General features: G+C 69.1%; 12 protein-coding genes. 9 read left to right on the top strand and 3 right to left on the bottom strand.

The window, feature by feature from the left end; genetic code table 11:
* The first annotated feature begins 55 nt into the window (after positions 1-55).
* Positions 56-3,280, top strand: coding sequence for a fused isobutyryl-CoA mutase/GTPase IcmF (gene icmF / locus ACZ619_RS41425; RefSeq protein ID WP_469610787.1), 3,225 nt, complete (start codon positions 56-58; stop codon positions 3,278-3,280).
* Positions 3,281-3,291: 11 nt separating this feature from the next.
* Positions 3,292-4,152 (top strand): 3-hydroxybutyryl-CoA dehydrogenase, encoded by an 861-nt coding sequence (locus ACZ619_RS41420; RefSeq protein ID WP_469610786.1) that lies wholly within the window; start codon positions 3,292-3,294, stop codon positions 4,150-4,152.
* Between the two features lie 149 nt (positions 4,153-4,301).
* Here ACZ619_RS41420 and ACZ619_RS41415 read toward each other — a convergent pair whose 3' ends face one another.
* The 3 genes from ACZ619_RS41415 to ACZ619_RS41405 all read right to left on the bottom strand — a co-directional run bounded on the left by ACZ619_RS41415 (position 4,302) and on the right by ACZ619_RS41405 (position 7,959).
* Positions 4,302-4,916 carry a TetR/AcrR family transcriptional regulator gene (locus ACZ619_RS41415; protein ID WP_469610784.1) on the bottom strand — a complete coding sequence of 205 codons (615 nt, stop codon included), beginning with the start codon at positions 4,914-4,916 and terminating at the stop codon, positions 4,302-4,304.
* Positions 4,917-5,181: 265 nt separating this feature from the next.
* Entirely contained in the window at positions 5,182-6,834 is a 1,653-nt protein-coding gene (locus tag ACZ619_RS41410) for a tannase/feruloyl esterase family alpha/beta hydrolase (RefSeq protein WP_469610782.1), read from the bottom strand.
* A gap of 90 nt (positions 6,835-6,924) precedes the next feature.
* Positions 6,925-7,959 carry an alpha/beta hydrolase gene (locus ACZ619_RS41405; RefSeq protein WP_469610780.1) on the bottom strand — a complete coding sequence of 345 codons (1,035 nt, stop codon included), beginning with the start codon at positions 7,957-7,959 and terminating at the stop codon, positions 6,925-6,927.
* An 810-nt stretch (positions 7,960-8,769) separates the two neighbouring features.
* Between ACZ619_RS41405 and ACZ619_RS41400 the strand changes: the two genes are divergently transcribed.
* The 7 genes from ACZ619_RS41400 to ACZ619_RS41370 all read left to right on the top strand — a co-directional run.
* Positions 8,770-10,473 (top strand): tannase/feruloyl esterase family alpha/beta hydrolase, encoded by a 1,704-nt coding sequence (locus ACZ619_RS41400; protein ID WP_469610778.1) that lies wholly within the window; start codon positions 8,770-8,772, stop codon positions 10,471-10,473.
* Between the two features lie 32 nt (positions 10,474-10,505).
* A complete protein-coding gene (locus ACZ619_RS41395) occupies positions 10,506-11,921 on the top strand; it encodes an amidase (RefSeq protein ID WP_469610776.1) in 1,416 nt (471 codons plus the stop codon).
* A 254-nt stretch (positions 11,922-12,175) separates the two neighbouring features.
* Positions 12,176-12,889, top strand: coding sequence for a VOC family protein (locus ACZ619_RS41390; protein ID WP_469610775.1), 714 nt, complete (start codon positions 12,176-12,178; stop codon positions 12,887-12,889).
* Between the two features lie 120 nt (positions 12,890-13,009).
* On the top strand, positions 13,010-14,665 hold the full coding sequence (locus ACZ619_RS41385; RefSeq protein ID WP_469610773.1) for an IS1182 family transposase: 1,656 nt from the start codon (positions 13,010-13,012) through the stop codon (positions 14,663-14,665).
* Between the two features lie 120 nt (positions 14,666-14,785).
* Positions 14,786-15,253, top strand: coding sequence for a nuclear transport factor 2 family protein (locus tag ACZ619_RS41380; RefSeq protein WP_469610771.1), 468 nt, complete (start codon positions 14,786-14,788; stop codon positions 15,251-15,253).
* Positions 15,254-15,295: 42 nt separating this feature from the next.
* A complete protein-coding gene (locus ACZ619_RS41375) occupies positions 15,296-16,939 on the top strand; it encodes a tannase/feruloyl esterase family alpha/beta hydrolase (RefSeq protein WP_469610769.1) in 1,644 nt (547 codons plus the stop codon).
* 88 nt (positions 16,940-17,027) lie between these two features.
* The coding region (locus ACZ619_RS41370; RefSeq protein ID WP_469610767.1) for a DODA-type extradiol aromatic ring-opening family dioxygenase at positions 17,028-17,463 on the top strand (436 nt) is incomplete at its 3' end.

Here is a 17,463-nt window from a genome sequence, read left to right as displayed (position 1 = left end):
GTCCTACTATTTCAACTGGTAGCTGCTCCGCAGGTCCTGTTCGGGAAGGCATCCCATGAGTACCTTGCACCGGCCCGCGCACCCTGTCCGCCTGGTCACGGCCTCGGCCTTGTTCGACGGGCATGACGCCTCGATCAACATCATGCGGCGGATCTTCCAGTCGCAGGGCGCCGAGGTGATCCACCTCGGGCACAACCGGTCGGTCCAGGAGGTCGTGGACGCGGCGCTGGAGGAGGACGCGCACGGCGTGGCGGTCTCGTCCTACCAGGGCGGGCACGTCGAGTACTTCGAGTACCTGGTCGAGTCGTTGAGTGCGCAGGGTGCCGATCATGTTCGGGTGGTGGGTGGTGGGGGCGGTGTCATCGTGCCCGAGGAGATCGCCCGGCTGCGGGCGAGCGGGGTGACGATCTTCTCCCCCGAGGACGGCCAGCGGATGGGCCTGGCCGGGATGGTCAACTCGGTCGTGCGGGACTGCGACTTCGACCTGTGGGACGGCAAGCCGGCCGACGCCGACGGGGTGCTCGCGGGCGACCGGTTCGCGATCGCCCGCGCGATCACCGGCGCCGAACTGGGCAAGCTGCCGCCGGAGTTCCTGCAGCGGTTGCGGGCCACCGACAGGGCTGTGCCGGTGCTCGGCATCACCGGCACCGGCGGCTCCGGAAAGTCCTCGCTCACGGACGAGTTGGTGCGCCGGTTCCGGGTCGATCAGCAGGACAAGCTGCGGGTCGCGGTGATCGCGGTCGACCCGACCCGTCGCAGGGGCGGCGGTGCGCTGCTCGGTGACCGGATCCGGATGAACTCCCTGGACGGGAACCGGGTGTTCTTCCGGAGCTTGGCGACCCGTGGCAGCCATGAGCTGCCCGAGCACCTGTCCGACGTGATCGATGTCGTGAAGGCGGCCGGGTTCGATCTGGTGGTCGTGGAGACGCCGGGTATCGGGCAGGGCGACGCGGCGATCGTGCCGTTCGTCGACAGCTCGCTGTATGTGATGACGCCGGAGTTCGGTGCCGCCTCGCAGCTGGAGAAGATCGACATGCTCGACTTCGCCGACGTGGTGGCGATCAACAAGTTCGAGCGGCGCGGTGCCAAGGACGCTCTGCGTGATGTGGGCCGTCAACTGGTCCGCAACCGCGAGGCGTTCGGGCAGCGTCCGGAGGACATGCCGGTGTTCGGCACCTCGGCGGCCACCTTCAACGACGACGGCGTCACCGCGCTCCACCAGCACCTCAAGACCGTCCTCGCGGACAAGGGGCTGCCGCTGTCCGAGGGCACGCTGGCCCCGGTCGACGTACGCCACTCGTCCGGTATCCGGCAGGTGGTCCCGGCGGAGCGGGTGCGCTACCTCGCCGAGATCACCGACTCCGTGCGCGCCTATCATGCCGAGACCGGTCGATTCGCCGAGGCGGCACGGCGCGTGCAGCGTCTGGAAGCGGTCGAGGGCGAGCTCGTCGCGGCCGACTCCGACGCCGGGAACGTGCGGGAGCTGCTTGCGGGCGCCCGGCGGCAACTGCCGTACGAGATCACCGAGCAGATCGAGAAGTGGCCGGCGATCATCGCCTCCTACTCCGGCGACGAACAGGTCGTGAAGGTCCGGGACAAGGAGATCCGCACCAAGCTCACCCGCGAGTCCCTCTCCGGGAACAAGATTCCCCGGGTCGCCCTGCCGCGCTTCACCGACCACGGCGAGCTGGTGCGGTTCTGGCGTGCGGAGAACCTGCCCGGAAGCTTCCCCTTCACCGCCGGAGTCTTCCCGTTCAAGCGCGACGGCGAGGACCCGGCCCGGATGTTCGCCGGCGAGGGTGACCCGTTCCGCACCAACCGCCGCTTCAAGCTGCTCTCCGAGGGACAGCCCGCCACCCGTCTGTCCACCGCCTTCGACTCGGTCACCCTCTACGGCCGCGACCCGCACGAACGCCCCGACGTCTACGGCAAGGTCGGCACCTCCGGGGTCTCGGTCGCCACGCTGGACGACATGAAGGCGCTCTACGACGGCTTCGACCTCGTCGCGCCCACCACCTCGGTCTCGATGACCATCAACGGGCCCGCGCCGACGATTCTGGCGTTCTTCCTGAACACGGTGATCGACCAGCAGACCGACCGGTTCCGGGACACGGAGGGCCGTGACCCGTCGCTGGAGGAGGCGGCCGGACTGCGGGCGCACGCCCTGGCGACGGTGCGGGGCACGGTGCAGGCGGACATCCTCAAGGAGGACCAGGGCCAGAACACCTGCCTGTTCTCCACCGAGTTCTCGCTGCGGATGATGGCCGACATCCAGGAGTGGTTCATCGCCCAGCAGGTCCGCAACTTCTATTCGGTGTCGATCTCCGGCTACCACATCGCCGAGGCCGGGGCGAACCCCATCAGCCAGCTCGCCTTCACCCTCGCCAACGGCTTCACCTACGTCGAGTCCTACCTCGCCCGCGGCATGCACATCGACGACTTCGCCCCGAACCTGTCGTTCTTCTTCTCCAACGGCATGGACCCCGAGTACGCGGTCCTGGGCCGGGTCGCCCGCCGTATCTGGGCGGTCGCGATGAAGGAGAAGTACGGCGCGAACGAGCGCAGCCAGAAGCTGAAGTACCACGTCCAGACCTCCGGCCGCTCCCTGCACGCGCAGGAGATGGACTTCAACGACATCCGCACCACCCTGCAGGCGCTCATCGCGATCTACGACAACTGCAACAGCCTGCACACCAACGCCTACGACGAGGCCGTCACCACCCCCACCGAGGACTCCGTCCGCCGGGCCCTGGCCATCCAGCTGATCATCAACCGGGAGTGGGGCCTGGCCATGAACGAGAACCCGCTCCAGGGGTCGTTCATCATCGACGAACTCACCGACCTGGTGGAGGAGGCGGTCCTGAAGGAGTTCGAGCGGATCAGCGAGCGTGGCGGTGTCCTCGGCGCCATGGAGACCGGCTACCAGCGCGGCCGTATCCAGGACGAGTCGATGCTCTACGAGCAGCGCAAGCACGACGGCACCCTGCCGATCATCGGCGTCAACACCTTCCGCAACCCGCACGCCGACACCGCCGAACCCGGCGCCGTCGAACTGGCCCGCGCCACCGAGGAGGAGAAAGCGGCCCAGCTGCGGCGCGTCCACGACTTCCAGGCCCGCCACCAGGAGCCGGCTCATGCGGCGCTGGCCGCGCTCAAGGACGCGGCCGTCAGCGGTGACAACGTCTTCGCGGTCCTGATGGACGCCGCCCGGGTCTGCTCCCTCCAGCAGATCACCGACGCCTTCTTCGAGGTCGGCGGCCAGTACCGCCGCAACGTCTGAGAGGACTTTCCATGGAATCCGTCACCCGTCTCGGAGTGGTCGGTTGCGGCCTCATGGGCTCCGGCATCGCCGAGGTCGCCGCCCGCCGCGGCCTCGACGTCCGTGTCGCCGAAGCCACGCCCGATGCCGCGGAGGCCGGCCGCCGTCGCATCACCGACTCCCTCGACCGCGGCGTGAAACGCGGCAAGCTCGGCGAGGACGAGCGGGACCAGGCCCTGGCCCGGCTCTCGTTCACCCATGATCTCGGCGACTTGTCCGACCGGCAGTTCGTCGTCGAGGCCGTCGCCGAGAACCGCGGCATCAAGACCGACGTCATCCGGGCCCTGGACAAGGCTGTTGAGGACCCCGAGGCGATCCTGGCCACCAACACGTCCTCCATCCCGGTCGTCGACCTGGCCGTCGCCACCGAGCGGCCCGCCCAGGTCATCGGGATGCACTTCTTCAACCCTGTGCCCGTGCAACAGCTGGTCGAGGTGATCCCCGCCCTCACCACCGGCGCGGACACCGAGCGCCGCACCCGGGACTTCGCCGCGCAGCTCGGCAAGCAGACCGTGAAGGCGCCCGATCGTGCGGGCTTCGTCGTCAACGCCCTGCTGATCCCCTACCTGCTCAGCGCGGTCCGGATGGTGGAGTCGGGCGGCGCCCGCCCGCAGGACATAGACCAGGGCATGGAACTCGGCTGCGCCCACCCCATGGGTCCGCTGCGCCTGCTGGACCTCATCGGCCTCGACACCGCCCAGGCCATCGCCGAGTCCATGCACGAGGAGTTCAAGGAACCGCTGTACGCCCCGCCGGCCCTGCTGCGCCGCATGGTCACCGCAGGCCACCTGGGCCGCAAGCGCGGCCGGGGCTTCTACACCTACGACACCTGAGTCCGGACGGGCCTGACCGCACCCGTCCTGTCCGGCGCCGATGGCCCTCGGCGCCCGGAGTGCCACCGGCCTCGTGTCCCGCCTCTCCGCGGTGAGGGAGCGGGACGCCCGTCGGCCGGCAGTCGATCAGGGGCGCGGACCGGTGATGCTCACGCGGACGGGTTCAGGAAGACCATCTCCCACAGGTCCAGGAGGTAATCCAGAAGCGCCTTGTCGGACACCTCGTCCCGGTGCTGTGTGGTCACGCCGAGCGCCGCGAGCGTCATGTAGCTGAGGGTCAGGCAGCGGGCCCGGCGCTCGGCGCGTTCCTTCCGCGGGAACAGGGAGAAGTAACCGTCGAGGGCCTCCAGCATCTGCGCGTGCTGCGCCGCCATCCAGTCCGCCACCTCGGGCTCGCACAGCGTCGCGGTCTGCAGTGCGCGCACGGCGCCCGGATGCAGGTTCCAGGCTTTGAGCCCGGAGGCCAGGCGGCTGCGCAGTTCCTCGCGGCTCATCCCGGTGACGAGCGACTCGTTGAGCGTCCGGTAGGCCCCTGCCACGTCCGGCGTCTCCCTGTGGAGCAACGCGATGACGACCTGCGCCTTGTTGGTGAAGTGAAGGTAGAACGTGGCCCTGCTGCAGCCCGTGGTGGAAACGATGTCATCGACGGTGGCTTCCTGGTAGCCCTTTGAACTGAACACGGTGAGCGCGGAGTCGAGCAGGCGGGAACGGGTGAAGTCGCGCTTCTGCTCCTGGAGGCTGGAGGGCCTGGGGCTCGGTGTCATACGGTCCTCGATGTCGGTGTTCGTGTTCTTCGGCAGCCGGCGGGCTGTGGGCAGCGTTTCGCCCTGGTCGGACGATTGTCCACTGTGAGAGGGCCGGGCATGTGCTCGGCCGGCCTTCCGAGCGGCTGCGCGGAACGCCAGGCCCTTCCGAGCGCGGGAACACGCCGATGCCCGCCGTCGGCGGAGAGCGCCTACGGCGGACAGGGGAGCAAGGTGCCGGGCGCCTCCACGCTGCTCCGCCCGGGTGCCCCGGCCGCACCGACCGTCAGAGTTTCTCGGCCACGTAGCTGTCGGCGTCGCCGGGATCGCCCGTACCGGAGTAGGACGTGACGTAGGGGAAGGCATGGGCCGGCCGGGTGGCGACGACCTTGCCCGTCGCCGGATCCACGCGTTCGGCGACGATGACGTCCGGGGCCTGGTCGTTCTCGACCCACCTCATCAGCGCGGCCATGCCGGCCGCGACCGAGATTCCCGGCCCCGGCCCGGTACAGAAGGTGTGGACGTCGCCGTCGGTGGCGAAGAAGCGGGCGAAGGACCGGGTCTGTTCCAGATCGCCGACGGCCGAGACGACCCGCTCGTAGTAGTCGAACGTGTTGCGCAGCGACAGAGCCTCGTCGTCGGCCGCCTGGCTGAGGAGGAGCTTTCCGCCGTACGCGCGGAACCCGGACAGGTCGGGGTCGTCGGACGCCGCCTCGGCCAGGTCCCGGACGCCGAGGTCGAAGAGTTCCTCGTAGCGCTCGTAGGTAACCGTGGTCCAGTCGAAGTCCGGATCCCGGGTGATCCAACGCAGGTGCGCGAGGCCCAGGGCCCAGGGGACAGGTGTCAGCCGGCCGTCCTCCTCGGTCGTCGCGCACTGGCCGATCTCGTTCCAGCTCGATGTGCCGGGGCGCATCCCGAACCACAGACGCTCCCCGTTGCCGCGCCGGGGACCGTCCCAGATGAGGCGCATGACCTCGGCGTCGGCCTCCGTGATCGTCCCGGCCGTGGTCTCGCGGCCGACGACCTCGAACGGATCGAAGTCGGACGGGTCGAACGAGCGGATGAAGCCGCGCCGGTGGCCGTCGGCACCGTCCAGCGCCTCGACCGCGGCCGTGCGGAACGCTTCGAGCTTGGCCGGCGGCAGCGGATTGCCCTGCTCCTTCATGACGACCGCGGGCCACATGCCGGCCGCGATCACCTTGTTCCAGTTCACGGCCGGGTCGACGGACCAGATCCCGTCGTAGTCCTCGGGATGCCGCTGGGCAGAGGCCAGCACCTGGCGGCCGCCGCCGGACCCGCCGGCGAGATAGGCGTAGCGCGGAGCACGTCCGTGCAGGATCTCGACCACCGCCTTGGCCGCCACCGTCATGTCGTGGGTGCTGCGGTGGATCCAGTTGAGCATCAGCTCCCGGTCGAGTTCGCGCGTGTCCGGGTCCAGGGGCCAGTCCATGATGCGGGTGTCCCGGTTGGCGCCGTCCGTCGCCGCCGTCGCGAAGCCGTTGCGCAGGGCGTGGGCCATCGTCATGTTGCGCAGGTACGGCACGTCCAGCCACACGGGGCCGGTGAGGCTGCCGCCGCCCGCGGTGCCCATGAATCGCTCGTTCCAGGCGAGCGGCACCCAGACGAAGATCTCGGCCGCGTGTCCCCCCGGCCCGTGACAGCGCAGCCGGACGTCGCAGAAGTCGGGAAGACCACGGATGCCCGTCTCCGCCATGCCCGGGGGCAGGAACTCGGGGGCCAGGGCAGGCGGGTGGAACTCCCCGGTCCGGTTCACGGTCGCCGACACGACCTCCAGACCGTCCAGGTGGCGCAGCCGCTCGCCGAGGATCGCCACGGAGCACCGGTCGGTGACACCCGCTGTCTCCACCACCCCCCGGAGGTCGATCCAGTGCGCGAGCCCGGTCTTGACGACGGGCGGGGTGTCGGTGAAGTGAACCATGGAACTGCTCCATCCCGTACGCGGCATTGCGTACAGAGCGTTGTGACCAGGGGTGAACCCGAGTGAGGGGGAGAGGGGGGGCTGCGCGGGTCAGCCCTGGCGGACCGCCGCGTCCGGTCGCCGGATCTCGACGAAGCCGGTTCCCGGGCCCCCGAAAATGCGCTGCAGGTAGGAGCGTCGTGCCTGCCGTATCGCGTCGGAGAGCGGTACGGGCGCGAAGCACTCCATGGAGTGCAGATATCCGCCCCATGAGTGCAGTTCGACGGGAACACCGGCCTGACCGGCCCGTGCCGCCAGGTCCAGTGACTCGTCGCGGAAGGTGTCGGCCGACCCGGTCTCGATGTAGATCGGCGGGAGGCCGGCGAAGGACGCGGCCCGTGAGGGGGCGGCGTAGGCGTCGACCGTGGGCCCGCCCTTCGCGTCGCCGAGCATCGCCGTCCAGCACGCTGCGTTCGAGTCGTGCGGATGGCACACCAGGTCGAACCAGTTCGAGACGGTGATGTCACGGTCGTCGAGCATCGGGGAGAGGAGCAGCAGGTGGCTGATGGCCGGGCCGCCGTGGTCGCGGGCGAACAGGGCGGTCGCCGCCGCCACCCCTCCGCCGCCGCTGATCCCGATCACTCCGAGGCGGTCGCGGTCGATGCCCAGCTGCTCGTTGTTCTCCGCCGTCCATCGCAGGGCCGCGTAGGAGTCGTTGACCTGGGCAGGATGCGGATCCTCCGGGGCGGTCCGCATCCCGACCACGACCATGACGATGCGGTGTTCCGCGACCATCTCCACGAGGCCGAGGCCCCGGAGGTTGCGGGGCTGGCTGAACAGCTTGCCGCCACAGTGCGTGTAGACGAGCGCCGGGAGCGGGCCCGGAGCGTCCGACGGGCGCAGGACGAGCACGGGGACCTTCGGTCCGTCCTCGTACCCCGGGATCTCCCGTTCCTCGAAGTCGAGGCGGCCGCCGTGCCGCAGTTCCTCGTCGCTCAGCCATCCCGACCGTGCCGCCTCACGCATCGCCGGAACGGCTTCCACGTCGATCGTCTGGAACACCTGGGGCAATTCACCCTCGGGCACGTCACGCCATATCCATTCGTTGAGTTCCGCGTCGATCCGGGGGCGGGTCACGTCATGCATACGGGCACCTTTCGTCCTACTGACTCGCTGTTCCCATGAGTACACGGAGTGCTGGACAGCGGCCTCAGTGGCTGCACAGTGTGTCCAGATGCTAGATGCGCTATCCGGTTGCGTCATCACCAACGGATGGTCAAGTTTCCGCAACTGTCTCGCGGTTGGACTGCGCTTCGACAACTGGGTGGCGGTGTTGACCAGGGCGCTGGGCCACAGGCTGGTGCAACGAGCCGAGGACGCCCCTCTTGCCGGCGCCGTCGAGGCGGGCGGCCTCGGTAAGCGGGCCGTCGGAAGTGCGGGGCTGCTGGGCGCCGGGCGGCCGGTCTCGTACATCAGCCGTCAGAACACGTCTACAGCGGCGACGGGGATCTCGTGGGGCAGACAGGACGAGAGTGCGGATGAGGTGTTCCTGGCGGGTGCGATCGCCCAGGATGGAGACGGTGAGCCTGAGGAGCGAGGGCGAGGGCGGGCAGCGGGCCGCTACTCAGGGGTCAGGAGAAGTTGCCCGTTCCCGCCCGGCGGCTGCCGCTGGCATCACGGAAACTGGGCGAGATCGTGTCCCCCGGCGGGTGGGCGAGGACGACGACGGGTGTACGGGCAGACAGCAGCCACACCTGGGGGCGGCCCGGGCGGAGGCCGAGAGCATGCTCGGCCGCCAGGATCAGGACCGCGGTGATCGGGCGCGCGTGAACTCGAACCGCCTTGCCGTCTGCAGGTTCCGGCCGTTCGGCAGCTCTTGACCCGAATGGCCGCGCTGCCTATTTTCTAGACACAGTATCTAGACGCGAGTTTACATGTCTGACATCATCACGCCGCATGACCCAGAGCGCGAAGACAGCGGTAAGTGGTTGGGACCGATGGATCGATCCGCAGTCGATTCCGGCCGATGATGAAGGAGTCGCTGAGCGGTGCTCGGCCGGGGCGATCCAGACAGCTCTCGACGAGGTGTACGAGGTCATCGGACGAGTCCGCGTTCTCTCGGCAGAGGTGAACCGCACCGGTAAGTTCGACGTGCCCGCACCACGCTTCGTTGCCTTGCCGCCCGGAGTCACGATGGATGCCCCGCCCGTCACTGGGCTGCCTTCCTTCTGCGATGTCCGGATCGAGGTCGTGACGCCAGGCGGCCAGGTCCAGGAGGCCATGGTCTGGGTGCCACTCGGCTGGAACGGTCGGTTCCTGGGCTGCACCGCGGGCGGCGACTTCACCATGACGCTGAGCGATCACGTGCAGCGTCATGTCCAGCCTCCGTTCGCGCTGCGCAACGGCTTCGCCACAGGAACGATCGATGGAACACGGGTCGACACCAGTGCACGCGAGGCAGTGCGCGCCGACGGCAGCCTGGACACTGAACTGATCGGGAATCTCGCACATCGCGGCCTACACGCGATGACGGTGATTGCCAAGGCGGTGATCACTGCACTCCACGGAACAGGGCCTCAGTACTCGTACTTGGTCGGCGACTCCGTGAACGGACGACAGGCCATGGCCTCGGCGCAGTATCACCCGGGCGACTACGACGGGATCTGGTCCGAGGACCCGGTGATCAACTGGACCCGCGTTGTGCCGGCCGGGCTCTGGCCGGCAACCGTGATGCACGAGATGGGCGACGTACTTCCGGAAGCAAAGTTGGATGCATTCCGCTCTGCTGTTCTTGAGGCCCTCGATGGGGCCGACGGCCTCGCCCAGGGATTCCTCGGCGCCTTCGACACCTTGGAATTCGACGCCCGTAAAGTGATCGGCACGCCGACGCCGGCTGGGGAGATCACCGCGCGGGACGCCCAGGTGATGGCCATGATCTGGGATGGCCCCCGACGAGCGAACGGGGAGCGTCTGTGGTTCGGACCGCGTCCCGGGACGCGGTCTTGGGGTGCGCACCCGGCGATGGGAATCCCGGTCGGCCTGTGTGTGACCGCGGAGGTCGACGGTGAGTTGGCCTCGGCGCCGTTCGGCCTTTCACCGTTGGTGTACCGGTGGGTTCTGAGAGATCCGGACTTCACCGGCACCGCGCTGACGTTCGCCGAGTTCGAGGAACTCTTCGACCGTGGTTGCGCGGAGTTCACCGAGATCGCCACCGACAACCCGGACCTCACTGCCTTCCGCGACGCAGGTGGAAAACTTCTTCTCACCCATGCGGGCGACGATGAAGTGATCCTGTTTCAGGGGAGTGTCCACTACTACCGGCGCGTCATCGAGGCCATGGGCGGGCTGGACGACATCAAGCCTTTCGCTCGTCTCTTCGTGACCGACGGCGACATGCACAACTTCTGCTATGGCCGCGGCCCGGGCCTCACACTCGCTCGTGGCATGGCCGCCCTGATGGCATGGGTCGAGAATGACGAGGCGCCCGAAGCCCTCACTGCGGAGCGCTGGGCCCTCGATGGCAGCGCCATCGAAGCGACCCGCCCCGTCTACCCCTACCCGTCGCGCACCCGCTACGACGGCGTGGGCGATCCCGACGACGCAGGCAGCTACCACGCTGCTCCGGTCGCTGAGGACATCCTGCGGGCCTTCGACCTGTGAAACCGGCGGCCGGAGCGACACGAGGAGATGACATGGCATCGATACAGAGTGACACCCCGGCGGAAGAGAAGTCGTCCCAGGACCTCGCCCGCCTGCCCACCACGGCACCCGCGGATACCGATGATCTGACGTGGCTGCCGGCCTGGCGGTTGCGTGAGTTGATTGAAAGCCGACAGGTATCCCCGGTCGAGGTGGTCCACCACTTCGTGAACAGGATCGAGTCCCTCAACCCGATCCTCGGGTGTGTGAGCGCTGTGCACGCGGACGAGGCCGTCGCTGCCGCCAAGAAGGCCGAGTCAGCCGTGCTCAGCGGTCGGCCACTCGGGGCCTTGCACGGCGTCCCGGTGTTGTTGGAGGAGGTCGTCGAACGTGCCGGCTGGCCGTTCCATACGTACTCGACCCTGCGACCCGAACGCGGCCTGGAGCAGCGGACCGGCCTCCGCAATGAAATCGTGACCGAACGGCTGCGCCTCGCAGGGGCGATTCCGCTCGGTCAGACGAAGGCGGGGCAGGACGGCGTCTCGAACCCGTGGGATCTGGACCGCATCCCGGGCCTGAGCAGCGGCGGGCCTGCCGCCGCGGCCGCCGCCGGGCTCTCTCCGATCGGAGTTGCCGCGGACGGCGCCGGTTCCGTGCGCGCCCCCGCCGCGCTGTGCGGTCTCGTGGGCATGATCGCGACGCGTGGACGCGTTCCCGTCGTCGACTGGGAGAACCTCGCTCCGTGGACCCATCGCCAACTCGGCCCGATGACCCGGGACACCCGCGATGCCGCTGTCTTCTTCGCCGTCGTCTCCGGTCCGAGCGGCCGGGACTGCTACGCCCTGCCGGATGCGCCACCCGACTTCACCGGCCTCTTGGACGGTGGCGTGGACGGCGTTCGGCTGGCGTGGACCGACGACTTCGGTTACGCACCGTCGAACCAGGACACTCCTGGTCTGTCCGAGTTGGTGAGGAGTGCCGTGGACGCCCTCGTGTCCGAGGGAGCGCGACTCAGTGAGCTGACCCACTCATGGGCCGGGCATGTAGACGGCTTCTGGAGCTTCATGATGAGCGTGACCCCAACGAGCCCGGCACCGGTCGACAACGAGCGCTTCGCCGAATCCGTCGAGATGCGCGATCGGGTCTGGAACACCTTTGCCGGGGTCTTCGAGGAACACGACCTGATCGTCAGCACCACCGTGCGCTTCGTCGCGCCAACCGCTGCGGAGTTCACCGAGTTCACCGATCATGGGAACCAGCTGCCGCAGTGGGTGATGGATCAGCAGTGCGCCCACACCAGGCTCGCGAACTGGATGGGTTTCCCCGCCCTTACCGTCCCCGTCGGACTTGTGGCCGGTATGCCCGCGGGGCTTCACATCATGGGTCCGCCGAACAGCGAGCCGAGGATCCTGGCCGTTGCACGCGCTGTTCAATCGTGGGCCGACGGCTTTGGCATTGGCTTGGCCTGACGAGATCGTCCTGATTCGGCCGTCGCCATTCAGTTCGTCCAGTACTCCACGTGACGAAAGGTTCACTGCATGCGCCAGGAGGCTCTGCCCAACCTGTTGTCCGAGGATCGACTCTTCGCCCTGCACCGCGTAGTAGCTGGTCTCGGCACCGTCGGGGACGAGGAGGAGCGCGTTGAACGCGAGAGACGTCCGCTGCGGGCCTGCCCCATCTCGCCCTCGCCGGCTGGTACGTCGACCAGGACGAGATCGCCGACGTGTACCGCGCGCTGAAGGCCGCCGGTATCCGCGTCGCCGGTCCCGGGGGCGAGGTCGCGGCGGGTGACGAATCGCCGCTCTCGCCCGGAACACCCGCGCCGGGCTCCCTCGCCGGGCGGCCCACCTTCGTGACCCTGGAGGAGGACGCCGGGCTCACCTACCAGTTCGTGCCCACCTCCCGTGGCCACGGCGCGGACCCCACACGTGTCAGCCACGTCGCGGCCGACGAGCGGCTCGAACCGGGATGGTCGCTCGCGCCGGTCTCCGACCGCGACCCGCTCGGTGTCGAGTACTGCGCCCACCACACGCTGGTGACCCGGAACCCCGCACGCGTCCTGTCTCTGGCGGTGGACGTGCTCGGCGGCACGGTGATCCACGAGGGCCGCGACGAACTGCGCGCGGCGACGAGTTCCTATGTGCACCTCGCGGACGCCGTGTTCGAGTTCGCGGTGCCGGACCCCGGGAGCCCGGCACAGGCGGACTGGGAGGAATTCCCGCCCGCGTCGGCGGACCCGAGTCCGCCAAGCCGTGACACCTACCACGCCATCACGTGGAAGGTCGTCGACCTCGACCGCGCCGAGGCCCACCTCACGGCGCAGGGCGTGCGGATCCGGTCGCGGTCGGACGACGCGCTGGTCACCGATCCGGCGACCAGCCTGGGCGTGCCCTGGGGGTTCACCACGACCGCCTCACCACGTAGGACACGGTCTTAGGACACGGTCTAAGCGCAATGCCGTGACTCTGTTGGCGATCTTGTGAGGGGTGCTGACGCGACGTCTGTTCTGCGGTTCGCTGGAGTGAGGCGGGGTGGTGTCTCGGGGAGGGGCCCGGGGATGTCGTTGCGGCCGAGGAGTTATCAGCGGATTCCGACGCGGACGGTGCTGACAGCGTGGGCGGCGTGTCCGAAGGGGGCGCCGGCGATGCTGATGCGGGACCGGTTGGACGTGGTGTTCGAGGACGAGGACTTCGCGGAACTGTACCCGCGTGATGGGCGCCCTGGCCTGTCGCCTGGGCAGTTGGCGCTGGTCAGTGTGTTGCAGTTCACGGAGAACCTGTCCGACCGCGCTGCCGCAAATGCGGTCCGCACTCGGATCGACTGGAAATACGCCCTCGGCATGGAGTTGGACGATCCCGGGTTCGATCATTCGGTGCTGTGCGAGTTCCGGGCCCGGCTGACCGAGAGGGATGCGGCCGACCGGCTGCTGCAGGTGATGCTGAACCGGCTGGTCGAAGCCGGGCTGCTCAAGGCCGGAGGCCGCCAGCGCACCGATGCCACACACGTGCTCGCCGCCGTCCGCAGGCTCAGCCGCCTGGAGTTGGCCGGCGAGAGCCTGCGGGCTGCACTCGATCAACTCGCCCAAGCAGCCCCGGACTGGCTGCTGCCGCTGGTGGAGCCGGAGTGGGACAAGCGCTACGGACGCAAGGTCGAGATCGGCAAGGTCCCTGGCGGGAAAGCCGGAGTCACCGCCCTGGCCGAGGCTTTCGGCCGGGACGGATGCAAAGTCCTGGCCGCAGCCTGGGCGCCAGACGCCCCGCCCCGGCTGCGCGCGTTGCCGCAGGTGGAGATCCTGCGCCGGGTGTGGGTGCACCACTACTACTGGGATGCACGCGGACGCCTGCGCTGGCGCGACGGCCACGCTCTGCCTCCGGCGTCGCTGCGGTTCGACTCCCCGTACGACACCGACGCGCACTACTGCGTCAAGCGGGACACCGCGTGGTCCGGCTATCGCACCCATTTCACGGAAACGTGCACGTCAGGCCTGCCGGAGGTTGTGGTGCACGTGGCCACGACGATCGCCCCGGTCCAGGACGGCGAGCTCACCGACCAGATGCACGACGACCTCGCCGCGTCCGGCCTGGCACCGGGCGAGCACGTGGTCGATGCCGCCTACGTGACCGCGCAGCGGATCGAACGCGCCCTGCGCGTCCACCACATCACGCTGCTCGGCCCGGTCGCTCCCGACCCCAGCCACCAGACCAAAGCACAGAACGGGTTCGACAAGGCATCCTTCACCGTCGACTGGGACGGCCACCAGGTCGTCTGCCCCCGCGGGCAGACCAGCCGGACCTGGAAGCCACTGCGGATCTCCGGCCACGACTACATCCAGGTCCGCTTCGGCGAGGCCGCATGCCGGGCCTGCACGGACCGGGCCCAGTGCACCAACTCCGAAGTCCGTCCGCGCTCGCTCGCCCTGCTGCCCACCCGCGAACTGCACGACATCCAGCAGGCCAACCGCCTCGACCAACGGACCCGGCAGTGGCAGGACCGCTACGCGATCCGGGCCGGCATCGAGGCCACCCTCTCCCAGAACATCCGCACCTGCGGCCTCCGCAGAACCCGCTACCGGGGCCTGCGCAAGACCCACGTCCAGCACGTCCTGACCGCTCTGGCCTGCAACGTCACCCGGATCGCCGACTGGATCTCCAGTCCGACCCGAAAGCAGCGGGCACCCAGCCACTTCCACGCCCTCTGCACCGCCACCAGCTGACCCTCACAAGATCGCCAACAGAGTCACGGCATTGGGTCTAAGCGGGCGCGACCGGCCCCGGCAGCGACAGACCACCCGACGGGTTCCTCCCGGTCGGCCGACGACAGGCAGGTACGGGCGATGATGGACGAACTGGCGCAACGGAACGTCGAGACGGCACGCAGGTTCCACGGACTCGGCCTCGGTCCCGAGGACCGCGGGCCGATGGAGTGGGATCTCGCCGCGGACGACGTGGTGTTCGAGTTCTCGTTCCCGGTGGACACGCCCGTGTACGGCGGCACCACCACGTACTCCCCGCCGCGCCGGGGCCGCACCCGCGTCGTGGGGAAGGACGCCGTCCGCGAACTCGGCGCACTGGAGCGCGACCACGTCCAGGGAGGCTTCCCCATGAACAGGGCGCCGGAGTTCGTCGCGAACGGGAACCGCGTCGTCATGCTGATCGAGGCACCTCTGCGGATCAGGAAGACCGACCTGATGATCGCGAACCATCAGCTGGCCATCCTGATGGACTTCCGGGACGGGCTCATCGAGCGGATCCGCTGCTACGAGGACTTCTCGGACTTCAACGAGGCCTACCGGGACCAGTAGCCGCAGGTGCTCGGTATTCCCCCACGGAAAGGAAGGACCCCCATGCCCTGGGACGACGTGACGATCGGCGAGTACGACCCGACCCAGTGGGTCGCGATGGAGGGGGTGCCGGAGGCGGAAGGTGCCGCCGCCCGTTGCACCGTCGAGAACCTGCGGTCCGCAGTCGGCGGCCTGCACGGCGCCGAGGTGGTGTCGGCGACGGTCAACCGCAGCGGTGAGTTCGACCCGCCGCCGATGGAGGTCGACGTTCCCGCCGGGGTCTTCGTCCCCGCCTACGTGACCATCACGAATCTGCCGCCCTTCTGTGATGTCCGGGTGCGTCAGCACGGTCCCGGCGGGCATACCGCCGAGATCATGGTGTGGGTGCCGCTGGCCTGGAACGGCCGGTTCCTGGGGGCCACCGGCGGCGGCAACCGGACCGTGCCGCCGTGGATCGAGGCGCCCTTCGTGCGGGGCCCGACGCTGCCCGCGGCGGTGCGGAACGGGTTCGCCGTCGCGGCCACGGACGGGGCGAACCGGGACCGGCGCACGGTCGACTGGGGACTGCGCGAGGACACCGCGGAACTCGACTGGGAACTGATCCGCAACTGGGTGGACCGCAGTACGCACGAGATGACCCTGGTCGGCAAGGCGGTCACCGAGGCGCTGCACGGATCCCCGCCTCTCCAGGGGTGCTCGGGCGGCGGACGCCAGGCGCTGGCCTCGGCGCAGCGGCACCCGCGGGACTACGACGGCGTCTGGTCGTCCGACCCGGCGATCAACTGGACGCGGACGATGGCGGCCACGCTGTGGCCCGCGCTCGTGATGAACGAGCATCGCAACCCGCTCGTGCCGGCGAAGCTGGACGCCTTCCGGGCGGCGGCGATCGAGGCCAACGACGGAGTGGACGGCCTGCGGGACGGGATCGTCGGCGCCTTCGACCCCTGCGAGTTCGACCCCCACAAGCTGGTGGGCGCCCGCACCGAGACCGGAGCGATCACCGAGGCCGACGCCGAGGTCATGCGCCGGATCTGGGACGGCCCGCGCCGCGCGGACGGCTCGTTCCTCTGGTACGGGCCGCGGCCCTGCGTACCCACCTCCACGGCCGGGGCAGGGTTGTGCATGACCACCGAGGCCGACGGCGAAACGAAGCCGCTGCCCCTGATGTTCGGACCGTCGCACTTCCGCTGGGTGACCCGGGACCGGGACCTCGACTGGACCACACTGACCACCGAACGCTTCGCGGAACTCTTCGACCGGGGCGTGGCCGAACTCGGGGAGATCGACTCCGCCGACCCGGACCTCTCCGCGTTCCGCGACAGCGGCGCCAAGCTGATCCTCACCCAGGCCGCGGACGACGAACTCCTCATCTATCAGTCCGTCGTCGCGTACTTCCAGGCTGTCGTGGAGGCCATGGGCGGGGAGGAGCCGACCGCACGCTTCGCCCGGCTGTTCGTCACCGACGGCGACAGCCACGGGAACTGCCTCGGCAGCGGTCCGGGGCTCACCCTGGCGGCGGGCATGGCGGCGTTGATGCGCTGGGTCGAACACGGAGCGCCGCCCGAGGAGATCATCGCCGAGCGGATGGACCCGGCGAGCCTGGCCGTCGAGGCGCGGCGACCGGTCTACCCGTACCCGACGGTCACCCGTTACCGAGGCGCGGGAGACCCCGCGGACGCCGCCAGCTACACCGGCCGGCGACTCTGAGGGCGACGGCTCCTGACGCGAGGGAACTCACGCACATGACAGGCAGGGCAGCACCGAAGCCCTGAGGACGAAACGATCGGAGCCCCACATGGCCGAGCTGGTCGCCGGCTACGCAGTCTCGCACTCGTCGATGATGGTGAGCCGGCCCGAGCTGGTCGAGGACGACGTCCGTGCCCGTTGCTACGGCGCCTACGAGAGGGTCCGCCGGGATCTGCTCGATCTCCGGCCGGACTGCCTCGTCCTCGTGGGCACGGATCACTTCAACAGCTACTTCTACGACCTCTTCCCGCAGTGGTGCGTCGGCCGCGCGGCGTTCTACCAGGGATGGGCCGACAACATGCCGCTGTACCGGGTGCGGGGCGCACCCGGTCTGAGCGGGCACCTGATCTCGTCCCTGCTCGACGACGGCTTCGAGGCCAGCTTCTCGGACGAAGGAGGCTCGGTGCACGCCCTCGACCTGGGCGAGGCCGTCACCTCCGGGTGGCGTGGCAGCCCGCTGGGCAACGTCCTGCTGAGCCCGGACG

This window comes from Streptomyces sp. NPDC104367 (assembly GCF_055583825.1).
This window is presented reverse-complemented; position numbering and strand designations above follow the sequence as displayed.

Coding starts and splice junctions, on each gene's coding strand:
- icmF (WP_469610787.1), top strand. CDS start 56: ATGAGTACCTTGCACCGGCCCGCGCACCCTGTCCGCCTGGTCACGGCC.
- ACZ619_RS41420 (WP_469610786.1), top strand. CDS start 3,292: ATGGAATCCGTCACCCGTCTCGGAGTGGTCGGTTGCGGCCTCATGGGC.
- ACZ619_RS41415 (WP_469610784.1), bottom strand. CDS start 4,916: ATGACACCGAGCCCCAGGCCCTCCAGCCTCCAGGAGCAGAAGCGCGAC.
- ACZ619_RS41410 (WP_469610782.1), bottom strand. CDS start 6,834: ATGGTTCACTTCACCGACACCCCGCCCGTCGTCAAGACCGGGCTCGCG.
- ACZ619_RS41405 (WP_469610780.1), bottom strand. CDS start 7,959: ATGCATGACGTGACCCGCCCCCGGATCGACGCGGAACTCAACGAATGG.
- ACZ619_RS41400 (WP_469610778.1), top strand. CDS start 8,770: ATGACCCAGAGCGCGAAGACAGCGGTAAGTGGTTGGGACCGATGGATC.
- ACZ619_RS41395 (WP_469610776.1), top strand. CDS start 10,506: ATGGCATCGATACAGAGTGACACCCCGGCGGAAGAGAAGTCGTCCCAG.
- ACZ619_RS41385 (WP_469610773.1), top strand. CDS start 13,010: ATGTCGTTGCGGCCGAGGAGTTATCAGCGGATTCCGACGCGGACGGTG.
- ACZ619_RS41380 (WP_469610771.1), top strand. CDS start 14,786: ATGATGGACGAACTGGCGCAACGGAACGTCGAGACGGCACGCAGGTTC.
- ACZ619_RS41375 (WP_469610769.1), top strand. CDS start 15,296: ATGCCCTGGGACGACGTGACGATCGGCGAGTACGACCCGACCCAGTGG.